Here is a 19,408-nt window from a genome sequence, read left to right on the forward strand (position 1 = left end):
ACGCTGCGAAGCCATCTGGCGGGCAATCTGCCGCTCAGCTTCGACGGCATGACCAGAAGGTCAATGCCGTCTCGCTTCACGGCACCTTGCCTCGCCAGCTGGCTTCTCGCTGATGTCTGAGTGACCTGTGGGGTTACCGCTGTTGTTGCGAAGCGTTCTGGTACGGCTAGCTGCTCCGATAACACGTTTGCTTGCTTGGCTTGAGTGCTTCGTTTTGGCGGCCCCCGGCATTCTGCAGCTTTTCAATTGACGGCTCGCGTTTCTGTGAGGGGGCGCGGGCCGGTTTTCTATCAGCCCCACTGACTTGGCGGGCTGTCGTAAGAAAGGGAAGGCTCCTATGGAGTTTGTTCTTGATAACGGTTCTATTCGTGTGGCACTGAGCACGGCTGGCGGATCGTTCACTTCGATTAAAGCCAACGGCCGCGAGTACCTGTGGCAGGGTGACCCGGCGGTCTGGTCGGGCCAGGCACCCATTTGCTTCCCGATTTGCGGCGGCCTTCGTGACGGTCACGCAATGACCATGGGCGGCCGCGAGGTAAAGCTCGCCCGCCACGGATTTGCTCGCAAGCAGGAGTGGAAGCTCGAGGAGCAGAGCGACAACATGGTTGCGCTGAGCCTAAGCTCTGCCGACCATGCCGAGTTGCTTGAGCAGTACCCGTATCCGTTTAAGATCGTCGCGCGCTACACGATCGATGCGGCTAAGGTGACCGTGTCGTACGAGGTGACCAATGAGGGCACCGAGGATATGCCATTCTTTGTGGGCGGTCACCCCGGCTTTAAGTGCCCGCTCGACGAGGGCGAGTCCTATGACGATTATGAGCTTCGTTTTGAGCAGCGTGAGGCCACCGAGCTCTGTACTGCCGTTCCCTCGACTGGCCTGATTGATGTTGAGCATCGCAGCAAGAACCCCATGATCGACCAGAGCCTGCCGCTTACCCACGAACTCTTCGACTTCGCGGAGACCATCTTCGACGTGCTCGAGAGCCGCGTGGTTACGCTGACCAAGAAGACCGAGGACAAGGGCGTGCGCCTGACGTTCCCCGATATGCCGTACCTGATTGTGTGGAGCAAGCCCGAGGGCGACTTTGTGGCCGTGGAACCGTGGGGCGGCCTGTCCACCTGCTCCGACGAGGACGATATTCTGGAGCACAAGCGTGGCTGCCTGGTGGCCAAGCCGGGGGAGACCGTTACCCGCGGCTTTGAGATCGAGATCCTTTAACGAGCTATCGTATGTTTGGGGCGGGTCATGCCGCCCCGGAACAGGAGTTCAACATGATTCTGACCGTTACCATGAACCCGTCGATCGATACGTGCTATCAGCTCGACAAGCTGATCATCGACGACGTTAACCGTGTGACGCCCGAAAAGACCGCTGGCGGCAAGGGCCTCAACGTGAGCCGTGTTCTGCTGCAGTTGGGCGACGATGTGCTCGCGACCGGTTTGCTCGGCGGCCACATGGGTGCCTATATGGCCGAGCTTATGGATGCCGACGGCGTCAAGAACGACTTTGTGCCCATCGCCGGTGAGACGCGCATTTGCCTGAATATTCTGCACGAGGGTAATCAGACCGAGCTGCTGGAGAGCGGCCCGCAGATCGCCCCGGCCGAGCTCGAGGCCTTTACGGCCAAGTTCGCCGAGCTTGCAGCGAAGGCGGACGTTGTGACGCTTTCGGGCTCGCTGCCGCGTGGCGTCGATGCTGGCTACTATGCTGAGCTCGTCAAGATCGCCGAGGAGGCGGGCGCCAAGGTGCTGCTCGACACCTCGGGTGCATCGCTGGAGGCCGCGCTGGAGTCCGACGCTAAGCCTGAGCTCGTAAAGCCCAACCTGACCGAGATTAACGGCCTGCTGGGTACGTCCTTTACGACCGAAGATGTCGATGCCCTACGCGAGGCGCTTGCCGCCGATGACCGTTTTGCCGGTATCCCCTGGGTTGTCGTTTCGATGGGCGCTGCCGGTTCGGTGGGCTTCCATGGGGGTCGCGCGTTCCGCGCCAAGACGCCCGCGATTGCGGCTGTGAATGCGACGGGTTCCGGCGACTCGACCATCGCCGGCTTTGCGCATGCCATTGCTGCTGGTGCCGACGACGTCACGGTGCTCAAGACCGCCAATACCTGCGGCAAGCTTAACGCCATGGATCCCAAGACCGGCCACCTGGTCATGGACCGCTGGGACGAGATCTACAACAACGTTGAGGTCGTAGAGTTGTAGCGGTTGCGACTCCTAATAGAATGAGCGTGGATAATCTCCTGCTTTTGGTGCCCATGCGAGCTCAAAGTGGGAGATTTTCCACGCTCGAGTCATTAGTCGTTGGGGACGTTCTTGTTTGACTAGTCGTTTAAGAGCGTCCCCAATGGCTACACTCAAAAACGGCGCCCGTCGGCGATGTTGCCGGCGGGCGCCGTTGTCTTGAAGACGAAATAGTCCGTTTTCCTCCGTCCCCAAGGGATCATTACAGTGAGTCGATAAAGCGCTGCTGGGCGGCGCGGCCGGCTTCGTTCCACTTAAAGACGCCGGCGTTGTCGAGCACGTGGCCAAACACTACGCCGACTTCCTCGTGCAGGATGCCGATGGCGCTATCCGCCGTAAGCTCGTCGGCGCGGCGGGCATAGACGTCCTCGGCCCACGCGGCATGGCTGCGGCAAAGGTCGTCCCCCTCGAGCGCACCGGCGAGATCGTAGCTGGCATCGGCCTTGGCCGCCAGCAGGTGCTCGCGGACAGCGCCGAGCTCGGGAACCAAGCGCGGCGGCAAAATCGCCAGGCCCATGACCTCGATCAGGCCGATATTCTCCTTCTTAATGTGGTGATACTCGGCATGCGGGTGGAAAACGCCCAGCGGATGCTCGTCGGTCGTGATGTTGCAGCGAAGCGCCAGGTAGGCCTCGTAGATTTCGCCGCCGGCGTTGCCGCGGGAGTCTACGCGGCGAATGACGGGCGTCACGGTGTTGTGCGCCACGCCATCGGCTGTGTGCGCGATGACGCCAACAGACTCATCGCTCCACTCGCGCCAGGCGAGGATAATCTTCTCGGCGGCATCGAGCAGCTGAGCGCGGTCATGCGAGCGCAGGCGCAGCACCGAGAGCGGCCACTGCAGCACAGTGCCGCTGACCTGGTCAAAACCGGGCACGCTAAACTGCGAGACCTCGGCGGCGTGCATCATGGGGAACTCGTGTGCGCCGCCCTGGAAGTGGTCGTGCGACAAGATCGAGCCGCCCACGATGGGCAGGTCGGCGTTGGAGCCGATGAAGTAATGCGGGAACAGGTCCACAAAGTCGAGCAGGCAGGTCAGGCCCTTGCGGTCGACGTGCATCGGACGATGCTCGGAGCTCATGGCAATGCAGTGCTCGTTAAAGTACGCGTACGGGCTGTACTGGAAGCCCCAGCGCTCGCCGTCGAGCTGGATGGGGATAACGCGCAGATTCTGGCGGGCGGGGTGAGCTCCGCCGTCGGCTGCGGCGGAGCGTCCGGGATAGCCCTCGTTTTCGATGCAGAGCTGGCAGGCGGGATACTTCTCGTCCGTGTTCTTAGCTGCACCTGCCGCGGCGATATCGCGCGGGTCCTTCTCGGGCTTGGACAGGTTGATGGTGATCTCAAGATCGCCCCAGTTGGTGGGGGTGCTCCATTTGATGTTGCGCGCGATGGCGGCACGGCGCACGTAGCCGGCGTCGCAGCACAGGCCGTAGAACCAGTCGGTCGCGGCACGGGGCTCGTTGACGCCCATACGCCCATTGAATTCCTCGTTTACAACCGAAGGCCTCGGCATGAGCGCGCCCATGATGCGCATGGCGATGCGATCGCGGCCCGACGCCGTGTCCTCGGCAGCACCGTTGGCAACGGCAGTCTCGGCAAGCGCGGCAAGCGTGCCTTCAAGGTCAAAGTCGGGCAGGGTATCGGGGTGCAAGAGCGAGAGTTTCTCAACCTGGAGTGCCCAGGCCATGTCGAGCGCCGGGCCCGTAGCACCGATGCACTCGAGAATGGTGTTGTATGCCCAGATGCGATCGTCCTGTCCGATCATCGATCGATGGATGGCATACTCAATCAGGCCCTGCGCGGCCTCGCGCACATCAGTCATTACAGCCATGCCGCGTAAGCCCCCTTGTCAGAAATTGCGTAGTGACGGGCAGAACCCTCGCCCAGCCAACTGTTCATCTTGGTGATAAAGGTGTCGACCAGGTCGAGCGGCACGAAGGCCTGGATGGTGCCGCCAAAGCCGCCGCCGTGAATACGGACGGCGCCACGGCCGTCGAGCACGTGCTCGGCCAGCGCCAGGGCATACATGGAAGGCTGCTCGGAACCCAGCTTGGCAACAACATTCTGCAGGTACATGGCGGAGCTGGCGCCGGACTCGCGCGTCAGGACCAGGAACCGGTCAATGTCGCCGGCGTTCAGAGCTGCCCAGCGCTTGTCGACCAGGCCGTTCTCGTACCAGTAGTGAACGGCGCGCAGGCAGGCACGGTCGCCCAGCTTGGTGCGTAGCTCGGGGAGCTTGGCGTCAAAGTCGGCAACGTCGACCTCGCACAGGCGCGCCTTGCCAAACTCGGCGGCGACGTCCTGCATTTCGCGCGGAACGGCGGCGTAGTCGTCGGTGGCGGCCACGTGATCGGCACCGACCTTAACGAGCACGAGCGCGTACCCATGATCCTCAAAGTTGAGCTCGAGCTTCTGGGTCTTAGGCTGGGCCTGATCCTCAAAGTCCATGTAGGCGAGGCCGCCCAGGCACACGGCGGCCTGGTCCATCAGACCGCAGGGCTTGCCGTAATAGTTGTTCTCGGTGCGCTGGCTCATCTGAGCGAGCGTGACGGGTTCAATGGCGGGCGCGCCCCAGAGCGTCTCCATGGCACGGCCGTACGCGGCCTCGACGGCAGCAGAGCTGGAAAGGCCACCGCCCGAGGGGACGGAGCAGGTGAAGGCGAAGTCGAAGCCCTTGGGCTCAACACCAAGCGCTGCGACCTCATGGGCCATACCGCGCACGAGGCTTGCGGACGTGCCCTTCTCGGACTCCTGAATGTCTACCGTGTCTAGCGTGATCTCAAACGTAGGATAGCCCTCGTCGGCGACGCGAATCTTGTTGGAATCGGTTGCCACGGCGATGCCGTCAACGGCGACATCGAGCGAGCCGGCGATAACGTGACCGCCCTCGTGATCGGTGTGATTGCCGCTGATCTCGGAGCGGCCGGGCGCGTGCACGTAGAGCACCTGGCGGTCGCCGATGGGGCCAAACTCCTCCTCAAACAGCTTGGTGAGCGTGGCGAATGTCTTTTCGTCGGGGGTGGTCATGGGAGTCCTTTCCTTGGCGCGCACAGGTGAGTTTTGCGTCGTTATGAGTACGTTAACAACTTGAAGCGGCATGAATCACGTGTTCACGATGCCGCACGTTACGGGCTATGTTAACGTACTCATAACACATCGCTTGTCACTTTTTGAGAATCTGGTAATCGGTAGAAATGCAGCCGTGAACGGTACTGCCGTATGGACTTATAAAGCAGAAGAGATGCAGATAGAAAAAGTAGAGTACGTTAACATGCGTCCGACGATAGCGGGCTTCGGCGCGGGGTGTATTTCTGCCCGGGCCGGCATGCACGCTATTCAGATTTCGCAAGGGTGAAGGTGATCCTGTGGCAAGGCGCCCGTCCAACGATACCAGTTCGCGTCCGGTCTCCATGGCCGACGTCGCCCGCGCTGCTGGCGTTTCGCAGCAGACGGTTTCGCGCGTCGCCAACGGCTTGCCTAACGTCAACGAGCAGACGCGCCAGCGCGTGCAGGCCGCTATGCAAGAGCTCGGCTTTCGTCCGAGTTATGCCGGTCGCTCGCTGCGCGACGGCCGTTACCATTCAGTCGGCCTGTGCGTCAACGATGTCACCAAGTTTGGCAACCTCTCAATGATCGACGGCATCGCCAGCGCTGCTCGCGAGCATAATTGCGCCATCACGCTGGTCGAGATGTCCAAGACCGAGGAGTTTTCGCTTGCCGAGGCCACGCGTCGTATGGCCGCGCTGCCCGTGGACGGCATCATTATCGGCATGAGTCGCATGGCGCCCGATTTTGAGACGTTTGATCCACTGCCGGGCATTGGCACGGTCATCGTTACCATGTACGCGCATCCGCGCGTGACCACAGTTGACTCCGATCATTACGGCTGCTCGCTATTGCTTATGGATCACCTGTTTGAGCTGGGACACGATCAGATTCGCTATATTGGCGGCCCGTCGTTCTCGGTCGACGAGCAGTTTCGTCGCGCCGGTTGGCAGGATGCACTCGAGCGTAAGCACATTAAGCCGCAGGCGCCGCTCGAGGGCGATTGGTCTGCCAACAGCGGTTACGAGGCCGGCAGATATCTGGCCGAGCACGACCGCACCATGACGGCGATTTACGCGGCAAACGACCAGATGGCAAACGGCGCCATTGCAGCGCTGCGTGATAGCGGTCTGCGCGTGCCCGAGGACGTGAGCGTGGTGGGCGTCGATGACTCGCTCGACGACTTTGTCGCACATAACGAGCTCACGACCGTTCGATTCGACTTGCATCAGCGTGGGCGCGAGGTGTTTGAGCATGCGGTTCCCGAGGCGGGTACGGTGGGCAAAACCGTTGCCATCCGTATTCCCGGCCAGCTCATCATTCGACATAGCACGGCGATACCGCGCACATAGTTTGTGCTGGTAAACGGCGATTTATCGCATTTCAATAACAATCGGTAAGGATGCTGGCAGATAGCTGTTGGGATGCAGCCGAGTGCTATGATAGACGGGCTCTTTTGTCTATCTAGGAGGCTTTGCCTGATGGAGATCACCAAGGATATCCGCTACGTTGGCGTCGACGATCACGACATTGACCTGTTCGAGGGCCAGTACGATGTGTCCGAGAACGGTATGGCATACAACAGCTACGTTATCTTGGGCGAAAAGATCGCTGTCGCCGATTCAGTCGACGGCGGTTTTGTCGACGAGTGGCTCGGTAACATCGAAGCCGTGCTCGACGGCCGCACGCCCGACTACCTGGTCATCCATCACATGGAGCCCGATCACTCCGCCGGCATCGCCGCCTTTATGGAGCGCTATCCCCAGGCGCAGATTGTGGCAAGCATGGGCGCCTTCCGCATGATGGTCAACTACTTTGGCACCGACTTCCCCGAGCGCAAGATGGTTGTCAAAGAGGGTGACGTGCTTGATCTGGGCGGCCACAGCCTAACGTTTGTCGGCGCCCCCAACGTGCACTGGCCCGAGGTGCTGTTCTCTTACGAGGCTACCGACAAGGTGCTCTTTAGTGCCGACGGCTTTGGCAAGTTTGGCGCCAACGACATCGAGGATCCGGAAGGGTGGGCCTGCGAGGCGCGCCGTTACTACTTTGGCATCGTGGGCAAGTTCGGCAAGTTTGTGCAGGCCGTGCTCAAGAAGGCCGCCGACCTGGACATCCAGGTCATCTGCCCGCTCCACGGTCCTGTGCTTACCGAGAACCTTGGCTATTACCTCGACACCTACAACACTTGGTCGAGCTATCAGCCCGAGGACGAGGGCATCACCATTGCCTACACGAGCGTCTACGGCCATCTGAAGGCTGCCGTTGAGGAGCTTGCATCTGCGCTCGAGGCCCGCGGCCAGAAGGTTTCCGTCTTTGACCTGGCTCGCGACGACATGGCCGAGGCCGTTGAGGATGCGTTCCGCTATGACCGTCTGGTACTCGCTTCCATCACCTATCAGGGCGAGATCTTCCCGTTCATGAGCACCTTTATCCATACGCTTGCCGAGCATGCCTACCAGAACCGTACGGTGGCGCTCGTCGAGGGCGGCTCCTGGGCGCCCGCAGCTGCCAAGATTATGACCAAGGAGCTCGAGGGTATGAAGGACATCACCCTGACGCAGAACAAGGTGACCGTCCTGGGTTCGCTCAACGACGCCTCGCGCGCTCAGATCGAGGCCCTCGCTGACGAGCTCTCCAAGTAGCGATACGTTCACGTTTAACGCTCAAACCACCACAAAGGGGACGGTGAACCTTTGTGGTGGTTTTTGTTTAAGCGCCGGCGATGAGGAGATTTGGGCGGGCGTTGTCGACGATCTCGGCGATTGAGGTGGCGACGGCGTGATCGGGATCACGGTCCATCACGATGGCGTTGACGTCGGTCAGCTCGGCAAAGCGGTACATGCCCCGTCCGTTGACCTTGCTGGCGTCCATGAGGGCCACGCTTTGGCGGGCGGCGCCAATCATGGCCGCTTTGGTCTCGGCCATCTGGGGAAAGTCGGTGGTAAAGCCGCAGCCGGGAACGAAAGCGCCAGGGCACATGACGGCAAGATCGGCGTGGACCATTTGGAGCGCCTGCATGGTAAGTGGGCCGTACAGATAGCGATGGCCTTTGCGCAGTGCCCCGCCCAGCATGACGACATCGACTGAGGGCATGCTCTCGTCGATGTAATCGGCAATGGTAATGTCGGCCGTGATGACGGTGATGCCATCGCGCTGGTCGAGGAGCCGAACGAACTCGAGTGCCGTGGTGCCGGAGTCGACAAGCACCGTGTCGCCGTCGTTAACAAGCCTGATAGCGCTTTGGGCAATGGCTTGCTTGGCGGCAACGTTGACGTTGATGCGGCGATCCTGCGTGGAGACGGTTAGGCGTTTGTGGAGCGACACGGCGCCGCCGTGCGTGCGGCGCAACTTGCCGGACTCGGCGAGCGCGTCCAGGTCGGCGCGGGCGGTGACGGAGGAAACGCCAAAGGTCTGGGCGATTTCTGCTACTTGCACCGAGGCGTTATGTTCGAGCATCTCCATGATGGCGGCACGCCGCTCATCGGCGAAAGCTCGGGTTGTTGCATGGGCCATATCCGCTCCATCATCGTCTGAAATTTGCAGGAATTGTGTTGAGTCTATTTTCGTTCATTTTCTTTTTAAGTAAGAAAACGCCTTTCGATTACTTACTTTTTCTATAAAAGAAAGACGCTGAACGCCCAAAATTCAAAATCGAACACGCCCGCTCGGCTCCAATTCCTTCCGTTTACTTTTCAAAAGCGACTGTATTGACCTGCATGGGCTCAATATCTCGCACATGTATACCCGCTGAATTTCATACAATGAGCGCAGCAAAATGCAAGGTAAAACGCCTTGCGGACACGTACGCCCGATGTCCAGATGCGGGCGAGGGAGAGGAGCAAACGCTCATGGCACTTGTTACCACCGAAAAGATACTCAAGGACGCTCAGGCCGGCCACTACGCCGTCGGCGCGTTCAACGTCGAGAACCTCGAGTTTGTTATGGCCGTTCTGGCCGCTGCCGAGGAGACCAAGTCCCCCGTCATCATGCAGACCACCCCGGGCACCATCAAGACCGCTGGTCTGGACTACTTCTACGGCATGGTCAAGGCTGCCGCCGAGCGCGCTTCCGTGCCCGTTGCCCTGCACCTCGATCACGGCGATGGCTATGACCGCTGCATGCAGGCTTTCCGCACGGGCTACACCTCCGTCATGATCGACGGTTCGCACGAGTCCTTCGAGGACAACATCGCTCTGACCAAGTCCGTCGCCGACGCTGGCCGCGCCATGGGCGTGCCCGTCGAGGCCGAGCTCGGCAAGGTCGGCGGTAAGGAGGACGACGGTCCCGCGGTTGAGGGCGAGAGCCCCTACACCGATCCTGCCGAGGCCAAGGAGTTTGTTGAGCGCACCGGCTGCACCTCGCTGGCCATTGGCGTTGGCACCAGCCACGGCGTGTACACGAGCGATCCTCACATCGAGCAGTCCGTGGTCAAGGCCATTCGCGACGCCGTCGACGTGCCGCTGGTTCTGCACGGTACCTCCGGTGTGCCCGATGAGCAGGTTGCCGAGGCCGTGAAGAACGGCATCTGCAAGGTCAACTACGCCACCGAGCTGCGTCAGGCCTACACCAAGGGCTTCATGGCCTACATGGCCGAGAACCCCGCTTGCTTCGATCCTAAGAAGCCGGCCAAGGAGGGCATGCGTGAGATCACCGAGCTGGTTAAGATCCGCATGACTAACCTCAACTCTGTGGGCAAGGCAGAGTAACAGCAAGGGTACTCCGACTCGCTACATATCCCGGGGAGGGACGAGGACTTAGTTCCCCAATCGTCCTCGGGCATGCAAAAAGCCTCGCTGCGCACTTCGTGCGGCGAGGCTTTTTGCCCCCTGCGGAAAGATTGGGGAACTAAGCCCTCGTCCCTCCCAGGTTGACCTACTCGAGGTCGTCGCCCTTGTGGCGTTAGGGCGGAAAATAATAAGAAGCCTTCGCGCTGCGGAATGATTTTGGAAACTAAGTACGGGGACCCGCCCAAGCCGTTCTGCTCAATCGCCCTTGTGGTGTTGGGACTGAAAGGGTGGGACGCGTGGGTTATTTGGTTGTTAGGGTTAGCAGGTCGTTGGGGGTTTTGAGGTTGTAGGTGGCGTTTGGGATATCTTGGTGTGATCCCCATGCTGCTCGGGCAAAACTGACCCCTGCTGAAGTTGCGCATTGTTCGTCGTAGACGGTGTCGCCAACGTAGACGACGTTGCCAGGATTCGCGCCCGCACGTCGGAGATATTCGAGCATGGGTGCGGGTGCGGGTTTATGTTCGGTTGTGTCTTCGACAAGGATGATGTGCTCAAAATACTTATCGAAACCAAGGGGTGCAATTTCTTTTGCGTATTCGTCGCGCGCACGTGAGGAGACGATGCCAAGTTTGCAGCCGCTATCGGCGAGTGTTGCGATGACTTCAAGCAAGCCTGGAAACACGCTGATGGTGCTTTTAAAGCTGGCGGCAACTTGGCACCAGCGATCCAACGTTGCCTGCGAGTAGATCCCAAGTTTCTCAAGGGCATCCTTGCCGGGTATGCCGAGGGCAAAGTCAAGCTCGTGTCGGGGAAGCGTTTTGCTGGTCTCTTCTTGGACAATCTGGACAAGCGATGACAGAACGCTTTCTTCTGTATCTGCCAATGTCCCATCAACGTCAAATACGATATGGTCAAAGTGCTTCATATGATTGCTCCTCTCTGTTGTTTGCCTGCAAGTTTGATGCAGTGACAGAAGAAGGGTTAGCGGGATTTCTGCCTGGTGCTATCGAGATTCTGCCTCGCTGCTCGATAGCTCGAAGGAGTGCACCCCATTTGTTCTTTAAATACCTGGCCAAGATGGCTTGCTGTTATAAATCCGCATTGGCGCGCGACTGTCTGTACCGTTCGCGTGGTGTGTGCCAAAAGTTCGCAAGCACGGTTTATGCGGTATGCGCGTAGATATGCCGCCGGGGTCGTTCCTGCACAAGTTTCGATAATGCGGTAACACTCTCTTTCGCTTACGCCGGCTGCAGATGCCATCTGGGGCACATCTATAGCGGCTGCATAGTTTGCGCGGATAAAGTCCAGGATTGCCTTGAACTGTACGTCGCGGCTGGTCATCCAAGAGGCGCCGTCGGAAGAAAAGAGCGGTTCGGCCTTGGCGTTAATCTGAATCCAGAGCTCTGACAAACTATTTCGAAGCGCCATCTCGTTCTGCGGCCGTTGAAGGTCGTGGCTAAAGGAGCTCTTCAGCAAATCGATAAAGGGCATATCGTCGGGATTGGTGGGCGACCATTTGAGCACATCGACGCCTCGACATTGAAGCAATGGGTTGATGTAGCGCTTTTGGAGACGTCCCGCGGGATCGCCGAGCATCGACGGCTGAAAGATATGCAGCATTTGAATGGCTGGCGCCGAATTGGGTGATTGCAGCGTGCTGTGCAAAACGCCGCCGTTGATAAAGCCGGCGGACCCTTCCTCAAAGCGTACGTGCTCATGAGCCGCGTGCGTTCGATAGTCAATCGCTCCCTGCTCCATGTAGAAAAGCTCAACTTCGGAATGCCAGTGCCAGGGGACGGAATTGCCCGGATAGCGAGCGAATTCTGCGCGTTCGGCAATATAGGGCCAGTCTTCGGCGGTCTCGGGAAACGCTTCCTCGCGTCCTCCGCGGTGCAATTCTATGTGATCCATGTTTCGCATGGCATCAGTATAAAGCGCGATGGGCTTAGATTGCTCTTGCCTGTTCGGGGAACGCCTTGTCTAGGGATGCTTGGAGCTTTTCGAAGGATGCTCGTAAGTTGAGGCTCTGATCGGCTGAGCGCTTGGTTTTTGTGGTGGGGGAGTCGAGGAGGCCGTTTCTCTGTGTCGGGGGAAGGAGAAAAGGTTTGCATGTTTTAGGGATGGCTGCTGTGCTGCGTCATTGGAAGAATGCATGCTTTTGCGGCCTCCTCGATATCCACCAAAAGGATGCGCTCGGGGTTTGCTGCTAGGTCCCGTGCGCTGGCTACATTATGCCGCGAGCGCAGATAAGGAAGCGCTAAAGAAAGGCTTAATCAGGTTTGATGTAACAATGAAACCGCAGTTCAAAGCTATTGCATAACACTCTTGAAAGGTTGGAGGCTTAAGGGCTTTCTAAGGTTTGTGGCGCAATTGTTGCGTATATGAAGGATCTGAACGCGCCCAACCGTGATTCCCCTAGGGAAAACACGCTCACGATTGGGACGGGCGGCTAGCGCTGCGGCTCTGCGGCGCGCACCCGCTCGATGACCTTTTCCATCGTGGCGTCGATGCGGTCTTTTTTGAGTTCGCATTCCCAGATGGTTATGGGCGTCCAACCCATTTGAGTGAGTGCTGCCACGGCAGCGCGGTCGCGCTCGACGTTGCGACGGAACTTTGCCTCCCAAAACTCAACGTTGCGCTTGGGCTGGCTCGGATTGCACTTGGGGCAGCGGTGCCAAAAGCAGCCGTTTACAAAGATGGCGATCTTGCGTCCAGGGAAGGCGATGTCGGGCTTGCCGGGCACCTTCCATTCCAGACGGTATCCCGTAAGGCCTGCTGCCCGCAGACGCTGGCGGACGAGCAACTCGGGCTTGGTGTTGGCGCGTTTGTTGCCCTTCATGGACTTTTTTATCGCGGCACGACGGCGCACGAGCTCGCGTTCGTCGGCGGAAAGGTCCGAGGTGTCGATACCGTCTAGCAGGCCGGGCTTGGGACGCTTTTTGCTGCGGCGCTTAGGTTTGCACTTAGGCTTGGTAGCAGGCTCGTCGGCCGTGGTGGCCTGGGCGTCGTTAGCGATGCCGTTGGCCTCAAGTCGGTCTTCCTTCAGCTCAATTAGCGCATCGATGAGTCCCTTGTCGGCGGGCATCCACTCAACGGTGGCAAGCGAGGTGCGCGGAATCCAGCGGATATCGAGCTGACGGTCGTGCTTTTGGGGCTCGTCGGAATCGGTTGCCAGCGAACAGTAGTAACACTCCATTGAGAGATGAAAATCGGGGTAGTCATACTCAACGGTGTAGAAATCACGCAGGTTGGTGACTTTTACCTGTAGCTCTTCCATAAGCTCGCGGCGCACGGCGCCTTCGGGTGTCTCGCCGCGCAGAAGTTTGCCGCCCGGGAACTCCCATAGTCCCTGCATGTTGCCGTAGCCGCGCTGCACGGCAAGCAGCTCGTCAGATCCTTCCTTGCGAATGATCCCAGCGGCAACATGAACAGTCTTCAACAGGAGCCCTCTCTCAACATCAACACATGGCAGACTACGCTTACCTTACGCAACGGTAAGGCAAGCGTAAGCCATATCGATGGTAGCCGACTCGGCTCCTTGCGACTATAGATGCCGTAGACTAATCGCAAGAAAGGACTCGGTATGCAAACCACGCAAACGGCGACCCCGGTACTGGAGGTCGCGCATCTCGAAAAGGTATATGGAGCACTGGGCAACGTGACCCGCGCGCTCAACGATGTCAGCTTTACCGTCAACCGCGGCGAATTCGTCGGCATCATGGGCGCCTCGGGCTCGGGCAAGTCGACGTTGCTCAACTGCGTGTCGACCATCGATAGCGCCACGAGTGGCACCATTCGCATCAACGGCCAGGATGTGACGCGCATGAAGCAGGCCAAGCTCTCGCAGTTCCGCCGCGAGGAGCTCGGCTTTATCTTCCAGGACTCCAACCTGCTCGATACGCTCACGGCACGCGAGAACATCGCCCTGCCGCTCACCATCGCCCGCACAAACTCGGCAGAGATCTCGACCCGCGTGCAGGATGTAGCCGCGCGTCTGTCTATCAGTCAGGTGCTCGACAAGTATCCCTACCAGATGTCCGGCGGTCAGCAACAGCGCGTTGCCGCGGCTCGCGCACTCGTCACCGACCCAACTATGATCATGGCCGACGAGCCCACCGGCGCCCTCGACTCCAAAAGCGCCCGCCTGCTGCTCGAGAGCCTGGAGGCCCTGAATCGCCGCCTGCGCGCCACCGTTCTCATGGTCACGCACGATAGCTTTGCTGCAAGTTACACGAGCCGCGTGCTGTTTATCCGCGACGGCAAGATCTTCACCGAGCTGCGCCGCGGCGACACCGACCGCCGGGAGTTCTTCGACCGCATTATGGAGGTCGTTGCCATGATGGGCGGTGAGGGCTCCGATGCTCTGTAAACTCGCTTGGGGCAACGTCCGCCGCGCCGGCCGCGACTACCTCGTCTACCTTTTGACGCTCACCCTGGGCGTCACCGTCTTCTATGCCTTTAACACCGTCTCGATGCAGGTCGACATTGCCGGCATCGATGAAGAGGGCTTGGCGCAGGTTATGGGCAGCATGCTCGGCTACCTGACGTACTTTTTGGCCGGTGTCATGGCCTTTTTGATGGTGTATGCCAATAACTTCATCATGAAACGCCGCAAGAAGGAGTTTGGCCTGTACCAGGTGCTCGGCATGGGGCGCGGGCGCGTCGCCACGATCATGGCGCTCGAGACGGTGATCGTTTCGGTCGGCGCCTTTGTCGCCGGCATTGTGCTGGGCGTGGGGCTTTCCCAGCTCATGACGTTCTTTACGGCTTCACTCTTCAAGACGCAGATCGCCAATTTCCACTTCTTCTTCTCGGTGCATGCGTTCAACCTGACCCTTGCCTGCATGCTCGTAATGTTTGTGCTCACGCTGCTGCTGAACCTTCGCGCCGTGCGTCGTACCAAACTCATCGAGCTTATGGGTGCCGAGCGTCGCAACGAGAGTATCAAGACACGCAACCCCTGGATCGCGATTGCCATCTTTGCTGTGGGCGCGGTGCTTGTGGGCGTGGCCTATTACCGTCTGCTGCGCGACGGGTTCCCGCTCACCGCGACCGATACCAAGCTGCAGGAGGCCATGAACCAGTTTGGTATCACCACGGCCATGGTTACGGTGGGTACCTTTGCCCTGTTCTGGGGCCTTTCGGGCATGCTTATCAAGCTGCTGCAGGGCCTGCGCAGCGTCTATTGGCGCGGCCTCAATATGTTTACCGTACGCCAGCTTGCGGCCAAGGTCAATACGGTGTGCTTTTCGATGGGCGTCATCGCGATGATCCTGTTTTTGGCCATCACCTCGGTGACGTGCGGTATGTCGATCGCCAACGTGATGAACGAAAACCTGGAGCGCTATAACCCTGTTGACGTGTCTCAGACGTATGTCTATTACACGCCCGAAACGCTCGACTACTACAAGGAGTATGTCAATCCGTCTGAGGCCGATCGCATGGTGCTGGCCGATGCAACGGTCGATTTGTACGCTGCATGGCATGGCGAGCGCAAGTCGGCGGACAACAACGACGAGACCGGCAAAAAGGTCAATATCGCCGATGTTGCCGGTGAGCATGTGCAGATCGATTCGTATCTGAGTTACCCGCTTGGCGGCTCGGGTCCCTCGGTAGCTGCAGGCGAGATGTGCAAGGCCATGGGCGAAAAGCTCCCCAAGGTGCTCGAGGGTAGCAATGCCGATGATATGGGCCTGTTTGTGACGCCGGCGAGCCAGTACAACAAGCTGCGCCAGATGATGGGCGAGGAGCCGGTGAGCATTGGCCGCGACCAGTACGTGCTTACGTGTGATATGGGCGGTGAGCTGGGCGACCTGTACACCAAATATATGGCCGGCGGCCATACCCTCACCTTGGGTGGGCATGAGCTCAAGCCCGCAACCGATAAGTCGGACAAGGACACGGCGGCCATCGCCAACTCGGGGCTCGGTAGCAATCCCGGTACCGTGGTCGTTGCCGATGAGCTGCTGTCCCAGCTTAATCTGCAGCCGTATGCCAGCAACCTGCTCGTTAACTACAAGCGAGGGATGGATGTTGCCGAGGCCGATGAGCTCATTAAATACACTATGCTCGACAACCTGCTCGTTGACGGCAAGGAGCCGGGTTCGTGGGGAGTCTTCATGACACGCTCCGAGCTATATACGCAGGCAGCGCAGATGAACGGCATGATTAGCTATCTGGCTATCTACATCGGCTTTGTACTGGTCGTTGCATGCGCGGCAATTCTGTCGATCCAGCAGCTCTCCAACGTGGCAGATGGCAGCCGCAGCTATCGCGTGCTGGCGCAGATCGGCTGTGACGACCGCCAGATTCACCATTCGGTGATGGCACAGCAAGCGGTGTTCTTCCTGTTCCCGCTGGCAGTGGGTCTGGCGCACTCCTTTGTGGCGCTCAAGGTGATCATCGAGCTGGTGAGCACGTTTGGCAACATGAGCATCGGCGGCACGGTGGGCCTCACCTGTGCGATTTTCCTGGCAGCCTACGGCGGCTACTTCCTGGTAACGTACCTCATGAGCACCGGCATGGTGCGAGCTGCCATCGCCACCCGCTACAGCGAGTAGCGAGCGGGCAAAACCGCCGCATAACCACAGCGAACAAACGCCGCGAAGGAAGCCGGGCCCCCTTCGCGGCGGTTTTTTGCCCGCCTGATGCATCTCAAAACTAAGTGAGTAGACTTTTTTGGATCTGCCGAGCACATTGCGACAAACGCTCAACAAAACCGCAGGTCAGGGCTGTGGCGTTTTGGGGCGTGCTCGGCATCCCGCCAAAAGCCTACTCACTTGGTTTTACTGCTAGAAAACCGCCGCGAGGGAAAGTAGCTCCCTCGCGGCGGTTTTGGCATTTGCCCAGATAAAACCTGCCAAAATAAACCTGTCCCTTTTTGGTAGGTTATCGTTTCCAAAAGTGGAGGATCAGGGTCGTACGGTTTTGCTGCTCGGTTTTGACCAGGATGTTGTGGATGTGGGTCTTGACGGTACCCACGGCAAGGAAGAGCTCGTCAGCGATCTCTTGGTTCGATTTGCCCAACACAACCAGACGCATGACTTCGGTTTCGCGGTTGGAGAGCTTGTAGGCGTTGCGATAGAAGGGCATCTGCTCTTCGATGTGTCGATCAAGATCGCTGACGTTCTTTTCCTCGGGCGCCTCCTGCATGCGGATTGAAAGCACGTGGTAGGAGTAGATGATCAGCAGAATCGCAAAGTAGCAGGCAAAGACGTTTTCGCTAAAGTTGCGCTCGGACAGGTACAGCTGCAGCCAAGAGGGTGCCAGGCTCATGGGAACAACAAGGATGTTGTAGAAATCCTCGGCAACGATGCAACCGACCAGAATAGCGCCGATAATCAGGTGCTTTCGTTGGTTGTTAACGCGTGCCTTCAGCTCGACTTGTGTGCTCTTGCGTGCCGTCCAAAAGATATATAGCCCCACGAAAACAAGGAATACCTGACGCATCGTGTAGTAGAGCCATTGATGAATGGGGCCGTAGGGGACAGCGACGATAATCAGCAGCTCGCTCAGCAAGAACGTTGCGACGGGAATGACAAACTGCTTTTTTGAATGCTTGTCGAGCAAATCCATGGCAATGAGCCAAATAAAAGCCTGCGAAGCGGTCGCCACAAAGGTCCGCAACGCAGGCATGGTAATTGAGTAATAGTCGCTGGCTGGAAAACTCTGGTTTTGCAGCGTGTATTCAAAAAAGAAAATCTCGGTCATCTCGATGGCATAGCAGATAAATACGCCGCTGCCATAGATAAAGAAGCGTCGACGAGATGAGGCATAGGCGGCAAGCGAGAGCACCGCCGTCACAATACAGATCACGAGTATCGCTAGGGTATAGAAGAACATCAGGGTGTTCATCTGTCACCGTCCCATCTCATTTATTCTATGGCCGAGTTCTGTATACCTTGTGGGATATAGACGTCTCAACCCTTCGTTTCATTGTGGATTAGGCGCCGAGATACAGCATAGCCGTATACCGTTCGCGGTTCTAGATGGTAAACCCCCTGTAAACTCTTGACCTGCGGGTTTATATTGGTTTAGAGGGGGTGTAACTCCGTGAACGGTCTTTAATCCCGAATAAACTAGGTAAAAATTGCATACGGGTGAATGATGGTCTTGTCAACACGAGGCGTGATGTTCGAGCGCCTCATAGTAATAGTCGGCAAGACCGGCGGAAAGGAAATCGACATGGCACTGCCTAAGGATTTCATCGACACCAACGACTTCACCAAAGAGCAGATCCTGGCTATCGAGGATCTTGGCCTGGCAATGAAGAAGGCCATCAAGGTTGACGGTTATTATCCGCACCTGCTCCGCAACAAGAGCCTTGGCATGATCTTCCAGCAGGTCTCCACCCGCACTCGTCTTTCCTTCGAGACCGCTATGACCGACCTCGGCGGCCATGCTCAGTTCTATGGCCCTGGCACCATCCAGCTCGGCGGTCACGAGTCCCTGGGCGATACCGCTCGCGTTATGGGCTCGCTGCTCGACATCATGATGGCTCGCGTTGACCGTCACAAGGACGTCGTCGGCCTCGCCGAGGGCTCCGCTGTGCCCGTCATCAACGGCATGTCCGAGTTCAACCATCCCACGCAGGAGATGGGCGACCTCATGACCATGCTCGAGAACCTCCCCGAGGGCAAGAAGATCGAGGACTGCACCCTGGCCTTCATCGGCGACGCCACCCAGGTCTGCGTCTCCCTCATGTTCATCGCTTCCAAGGTCGGCATGAAGTTTGTCCAGTTTGGACCTAAGGGCCACCAGATCCCCGACGGCGGCCTGCACGTTGGCACCGTCGAGGAGCGCGCCGAGTTCGGCAAGCAGATGATGGCCATCGCCGAGGAGAACTGCAAGGTCTCCGGCGGCTCTGTCGTCATCTCCGACGACATCGAGTGCATCAAGGGCGCCGACTTCATCTACACCGACGTGTGGTATGGCCTGTACGACGAGGAGGTCTCGGGCGAGAACTACATGGACGTGTTCTATCCCAAGTATCAGGTCACCATGGACATGATGAACTTCGCCGGCCCCAACTCCAAGTTCATGCACTGCCTGCCGGCCACCCGCAACGAGGAGGTCGTCGACGAGGTCATGGACGATCCCGAGCGCTCACTGTGCTGGGTCGAGGCCGAGAACCGCAAGCACTCCATCCGTGCTCTCCTTGCCGCCCTGGGCAAGCGCACCCCGCTCAACGACGAGGGTGTCGAGTACTCCGCCAAGGCTGAGCTCCACGCCGCTCTCGAAGCTCTCGAGCAGCTCTAAGCCTCAAGGCTTCTAAAAGCACGTTTGCGGGCGGCGGATGCTCGTCTCCTGTCGCCCGCTCACCGAGGCCCAAGCAATTGCCTTAATACCTTAGGGCCTCGGATCTGTCCAAGACTGAGCGAAGGAGCTCA

15 protein-coding genes are annotated in these 19,408 nt (G+C 58.7%); 8 read left to right on the top strand and 7 right to left on the bottom strand.

The features are described from left to right. Nucleotides 1-337: 337 nt before the first annotated feature. The gene (locus DW180_RS02295; protein ID WP_118237222.1) at nucleotides 338-1,219 is read left to right on the top strand and encodes an aldose 1-epimerase family protein; all 882 of its coding nucleotides are present in this window, start codon (nucleotides 338-340) and stop codon (nucleotides 1,217-1,219) included. Between the two features lie 53 nt (nucleotides 1,220-1,272). Then, complete coding sequence (locus DW180_RS02300) at nucleotides 1,273-2,208, top strand: hexose kinase (protein WP_118237256.1); 936 nt, start codon at nucleotides 1,273-1,275, stop codon at nucleotides 2,206-2,208. A gap of 241 nt (nucleotides 2,209-2,449) precedes the next feature. Here the strand turns inward: DW180_RS02300 and DW180_RS02305 are convergent, their stop codons facing one another. Both DW180_RS02305 and DW180_RS02310 read right to left on the bottom strand, forming a co-directional pair. Then, nucleotides 2,450-4,078 carry a UDP-glucose--hexose-1-phosphate uridylyltransferase gene (locus DW180_RS02305; RefSeq protein ID WP_233545143.1) on the bottom strand — a complete coding sequence of 543 codons (1,629 nt, stop codon included), beginning with the start codon at nucleotides 4,076-4,078 and terminating at the stop codon, nucleotides 2,450-2,452. Then, nucleotides 4,069-5,274 carry a galactokinase family protein gene (locus DW180_RS02310; protein ID WP_118237226.1) on the bottom strand — a complete coding sequence of 402 codons (1,206 nt, stop codon included), beginning with the start codon at nucleotides 5,272-5,274 and terminating at the stop codon, nucleotides 4,069-4,071. The genes DW180_RS02305 and DW180_RS02310 overlap by 10 nt, the downstream gene beginning before the upstream one ends. 383 nt (nucleotides 5,275-5,657) lie before the next feature. Here DW180_RS02310 and DW180_RS02320 point away from each other — a divergent pair, with 383 nt between their 5' ends. Both DW180_RS02320 and DW180_RS02325 read left to right on the top strand, forming a co-directional pair. Further along, the gene (locus DW180_RS02320; protein WP_118237258.1) at nucleotides 5,658-6,644 is read left to right on the top strand and encodes a LacI family DNA-binding transcriptional regulator; all 987 of its coding nucleotides are present in this window, start codon (nucleotides 5,658-5,660) and stop codon (nucleotides 6,642-6,644) included. Nucleotides 6,645-6,773: 129 nt separating this feature from the next. Then, nucleotides 6,774-7,934: an FprA family A-type flavoprotein gene (locus DW180_RS02325; RefSeq protein WP_233545145.1), complete on the top strand. Its 1,161-nt coding sequence runs from the start codon at nucleotides 6,774-6,776 to the stop codon at nucleotides 7,932-7,934. Between the two features lie 67 nt (nucleotides 7,935-8,001). On the opposite strand, the gene DW180_RS02330 is transcribed toward DW180_RS02325, so the two are convergent. Then, nucleotides 8,002-8,805, bottom strand: coding sequence for a DeoR/GlpR family DNA-binding transcription regulator (locus tag DW180_RS02330; protein WP_118237228.1), 804 nt, complete (start codon nucleotides 8,803-8,805; stop codon nucleotides 8,002-8,004). A gap of 335 nt (nucleotides 8,806-9,140) precedes the next feature. Between DW180_RS02330 and DW180_RS02335 the strand changes: the two genes are divergently transcribed. Beyond that, on the top strand, nucleotides 9,141-9,998 hold the full coding sequence (locus DW180_RS02335; RefSeq protein WP_118237230.1) for a class II fructose-bisphosphate aldolase: 858 nt from the start codon (nucleotides 9,141-9,143) through the stop codon (nucleotides 9,996-9,998). 322 nt (nucleotides 9,999-10,320) lie between these two features. On the opposite strand, the gene DW180_RS02340 is transcribed toward DW180_RS02335, so the two are convergent. From DW180_RS02340 to vsr, 3 genes are all read right to left on the bottom strand, one after another. Beyond that, nucleotides 10,321-10,944, bottom strand: a complete 624-nt coding sequence (locus DW180_RS02340; RefSeq protein ID WP_089572377.1) for an HAD family hydrolase — start codon at nucleotides 10,942-10,944, stop codon at nucleotides 10,321-10,323. Between the two features lie 56 nt (nucleotides 10,945-11,000). Beyond that, complete coding sequence (locus tag DW180_RS02345; protein ID WP_158549316.1) at nucleotides 11,001-11,930, bottom strand: AraC family transcriptional regulator; 930 nt, start codon at nucleotides 11,928-11,930, stop codon at nucleotides 11,001-11,003. A gap of 538 nt (nucleotides 11,931-12,468) precedes the next feature. Further along, nucleotides 12,469-13,458 (bottom strand): DNA mismatch endonuclease Vsr, encoded by a 990-nt coding sequence (vsr, locus tag DW180_RS10445; RefSeq protein WP_233545147.1) that lies wholly within the window; start codon nucleotides 13,456-13,458, stop codon nucleotides 12,469-12,471. A gap of 144 nt (nucleotides 13,459-13,602) precedes the next feature. On the opposite strand from vsr, the gene DW180_RS02360 reads away from it, so the two are divergent. After that, on the top strand, nucleotides 13,603-14,388 hold the full coding sequence (locus DW180_RS02360; RefSeq protein ID WP_089572375.1) for an ABC transporter ATP-binding protein: 786 nt from the start codon (nucleotides 13,603-13,605) through the stop codon (nucleotides 14,386-14,388). Then, nucleotides 14,378-16,579: an FtsX-like permease family protein gene (locus DW180_RS02365; RefSeq protein WP_118237232.1), complete on the top strand. Its 2,202-nt coding sequence runs from the start codon at nucleotides 14,378-14,380 to the stop codon at nucleotides 16,577-16,579. Before DW180_RS02360 ends, DW180_RS02365 begins: the two co-directional genes overlap by 11 nt. A gap of 328 nt (nucleotides 16,580-16,907) precedes the next feature. On the opposite strand, the gene DW180_RS02370 is transcribed toward DW180_RS02365, so the two are convergent. Next, on the bottom strand, nucleotides 16,908-17,873 hold the full coding sequence (locus DW180_RS02370) for a response regulator transcription factor (RefSeq protein WP_118237233.1): 966 nt from the start codon (nucleotides 17,871-17,873) through the stop codon (nucleotides 16,908-16,910). Nucleotides 17,874-18,203: 330 nt separating this feature from the next. On the opposite strand from DW180_RS02370, the gene ptcA reads away from it, so the two are divergent. Further along, a complete protein-coding gene (ptcA, locus tag DW180_RS02375) occupies nucleotides 18,204-19,277 on the top strand; it encodes a putrescine carbamoyltransferase (RefSeq protein WP_117583532.1) in 1,074 nt (357 codons plus the stop codon). Nucleotides 19,278-19,408: the final 131 nt, after the last annotated feature.

The organism is Collinsella sp. AM16-21, from assembly GCF_003471905.1.
GTDB lineage: Bacteria > Actinomycetota > Coriobacteriia > Coriobacteriales > Coriobacteriaceae > Collinsella.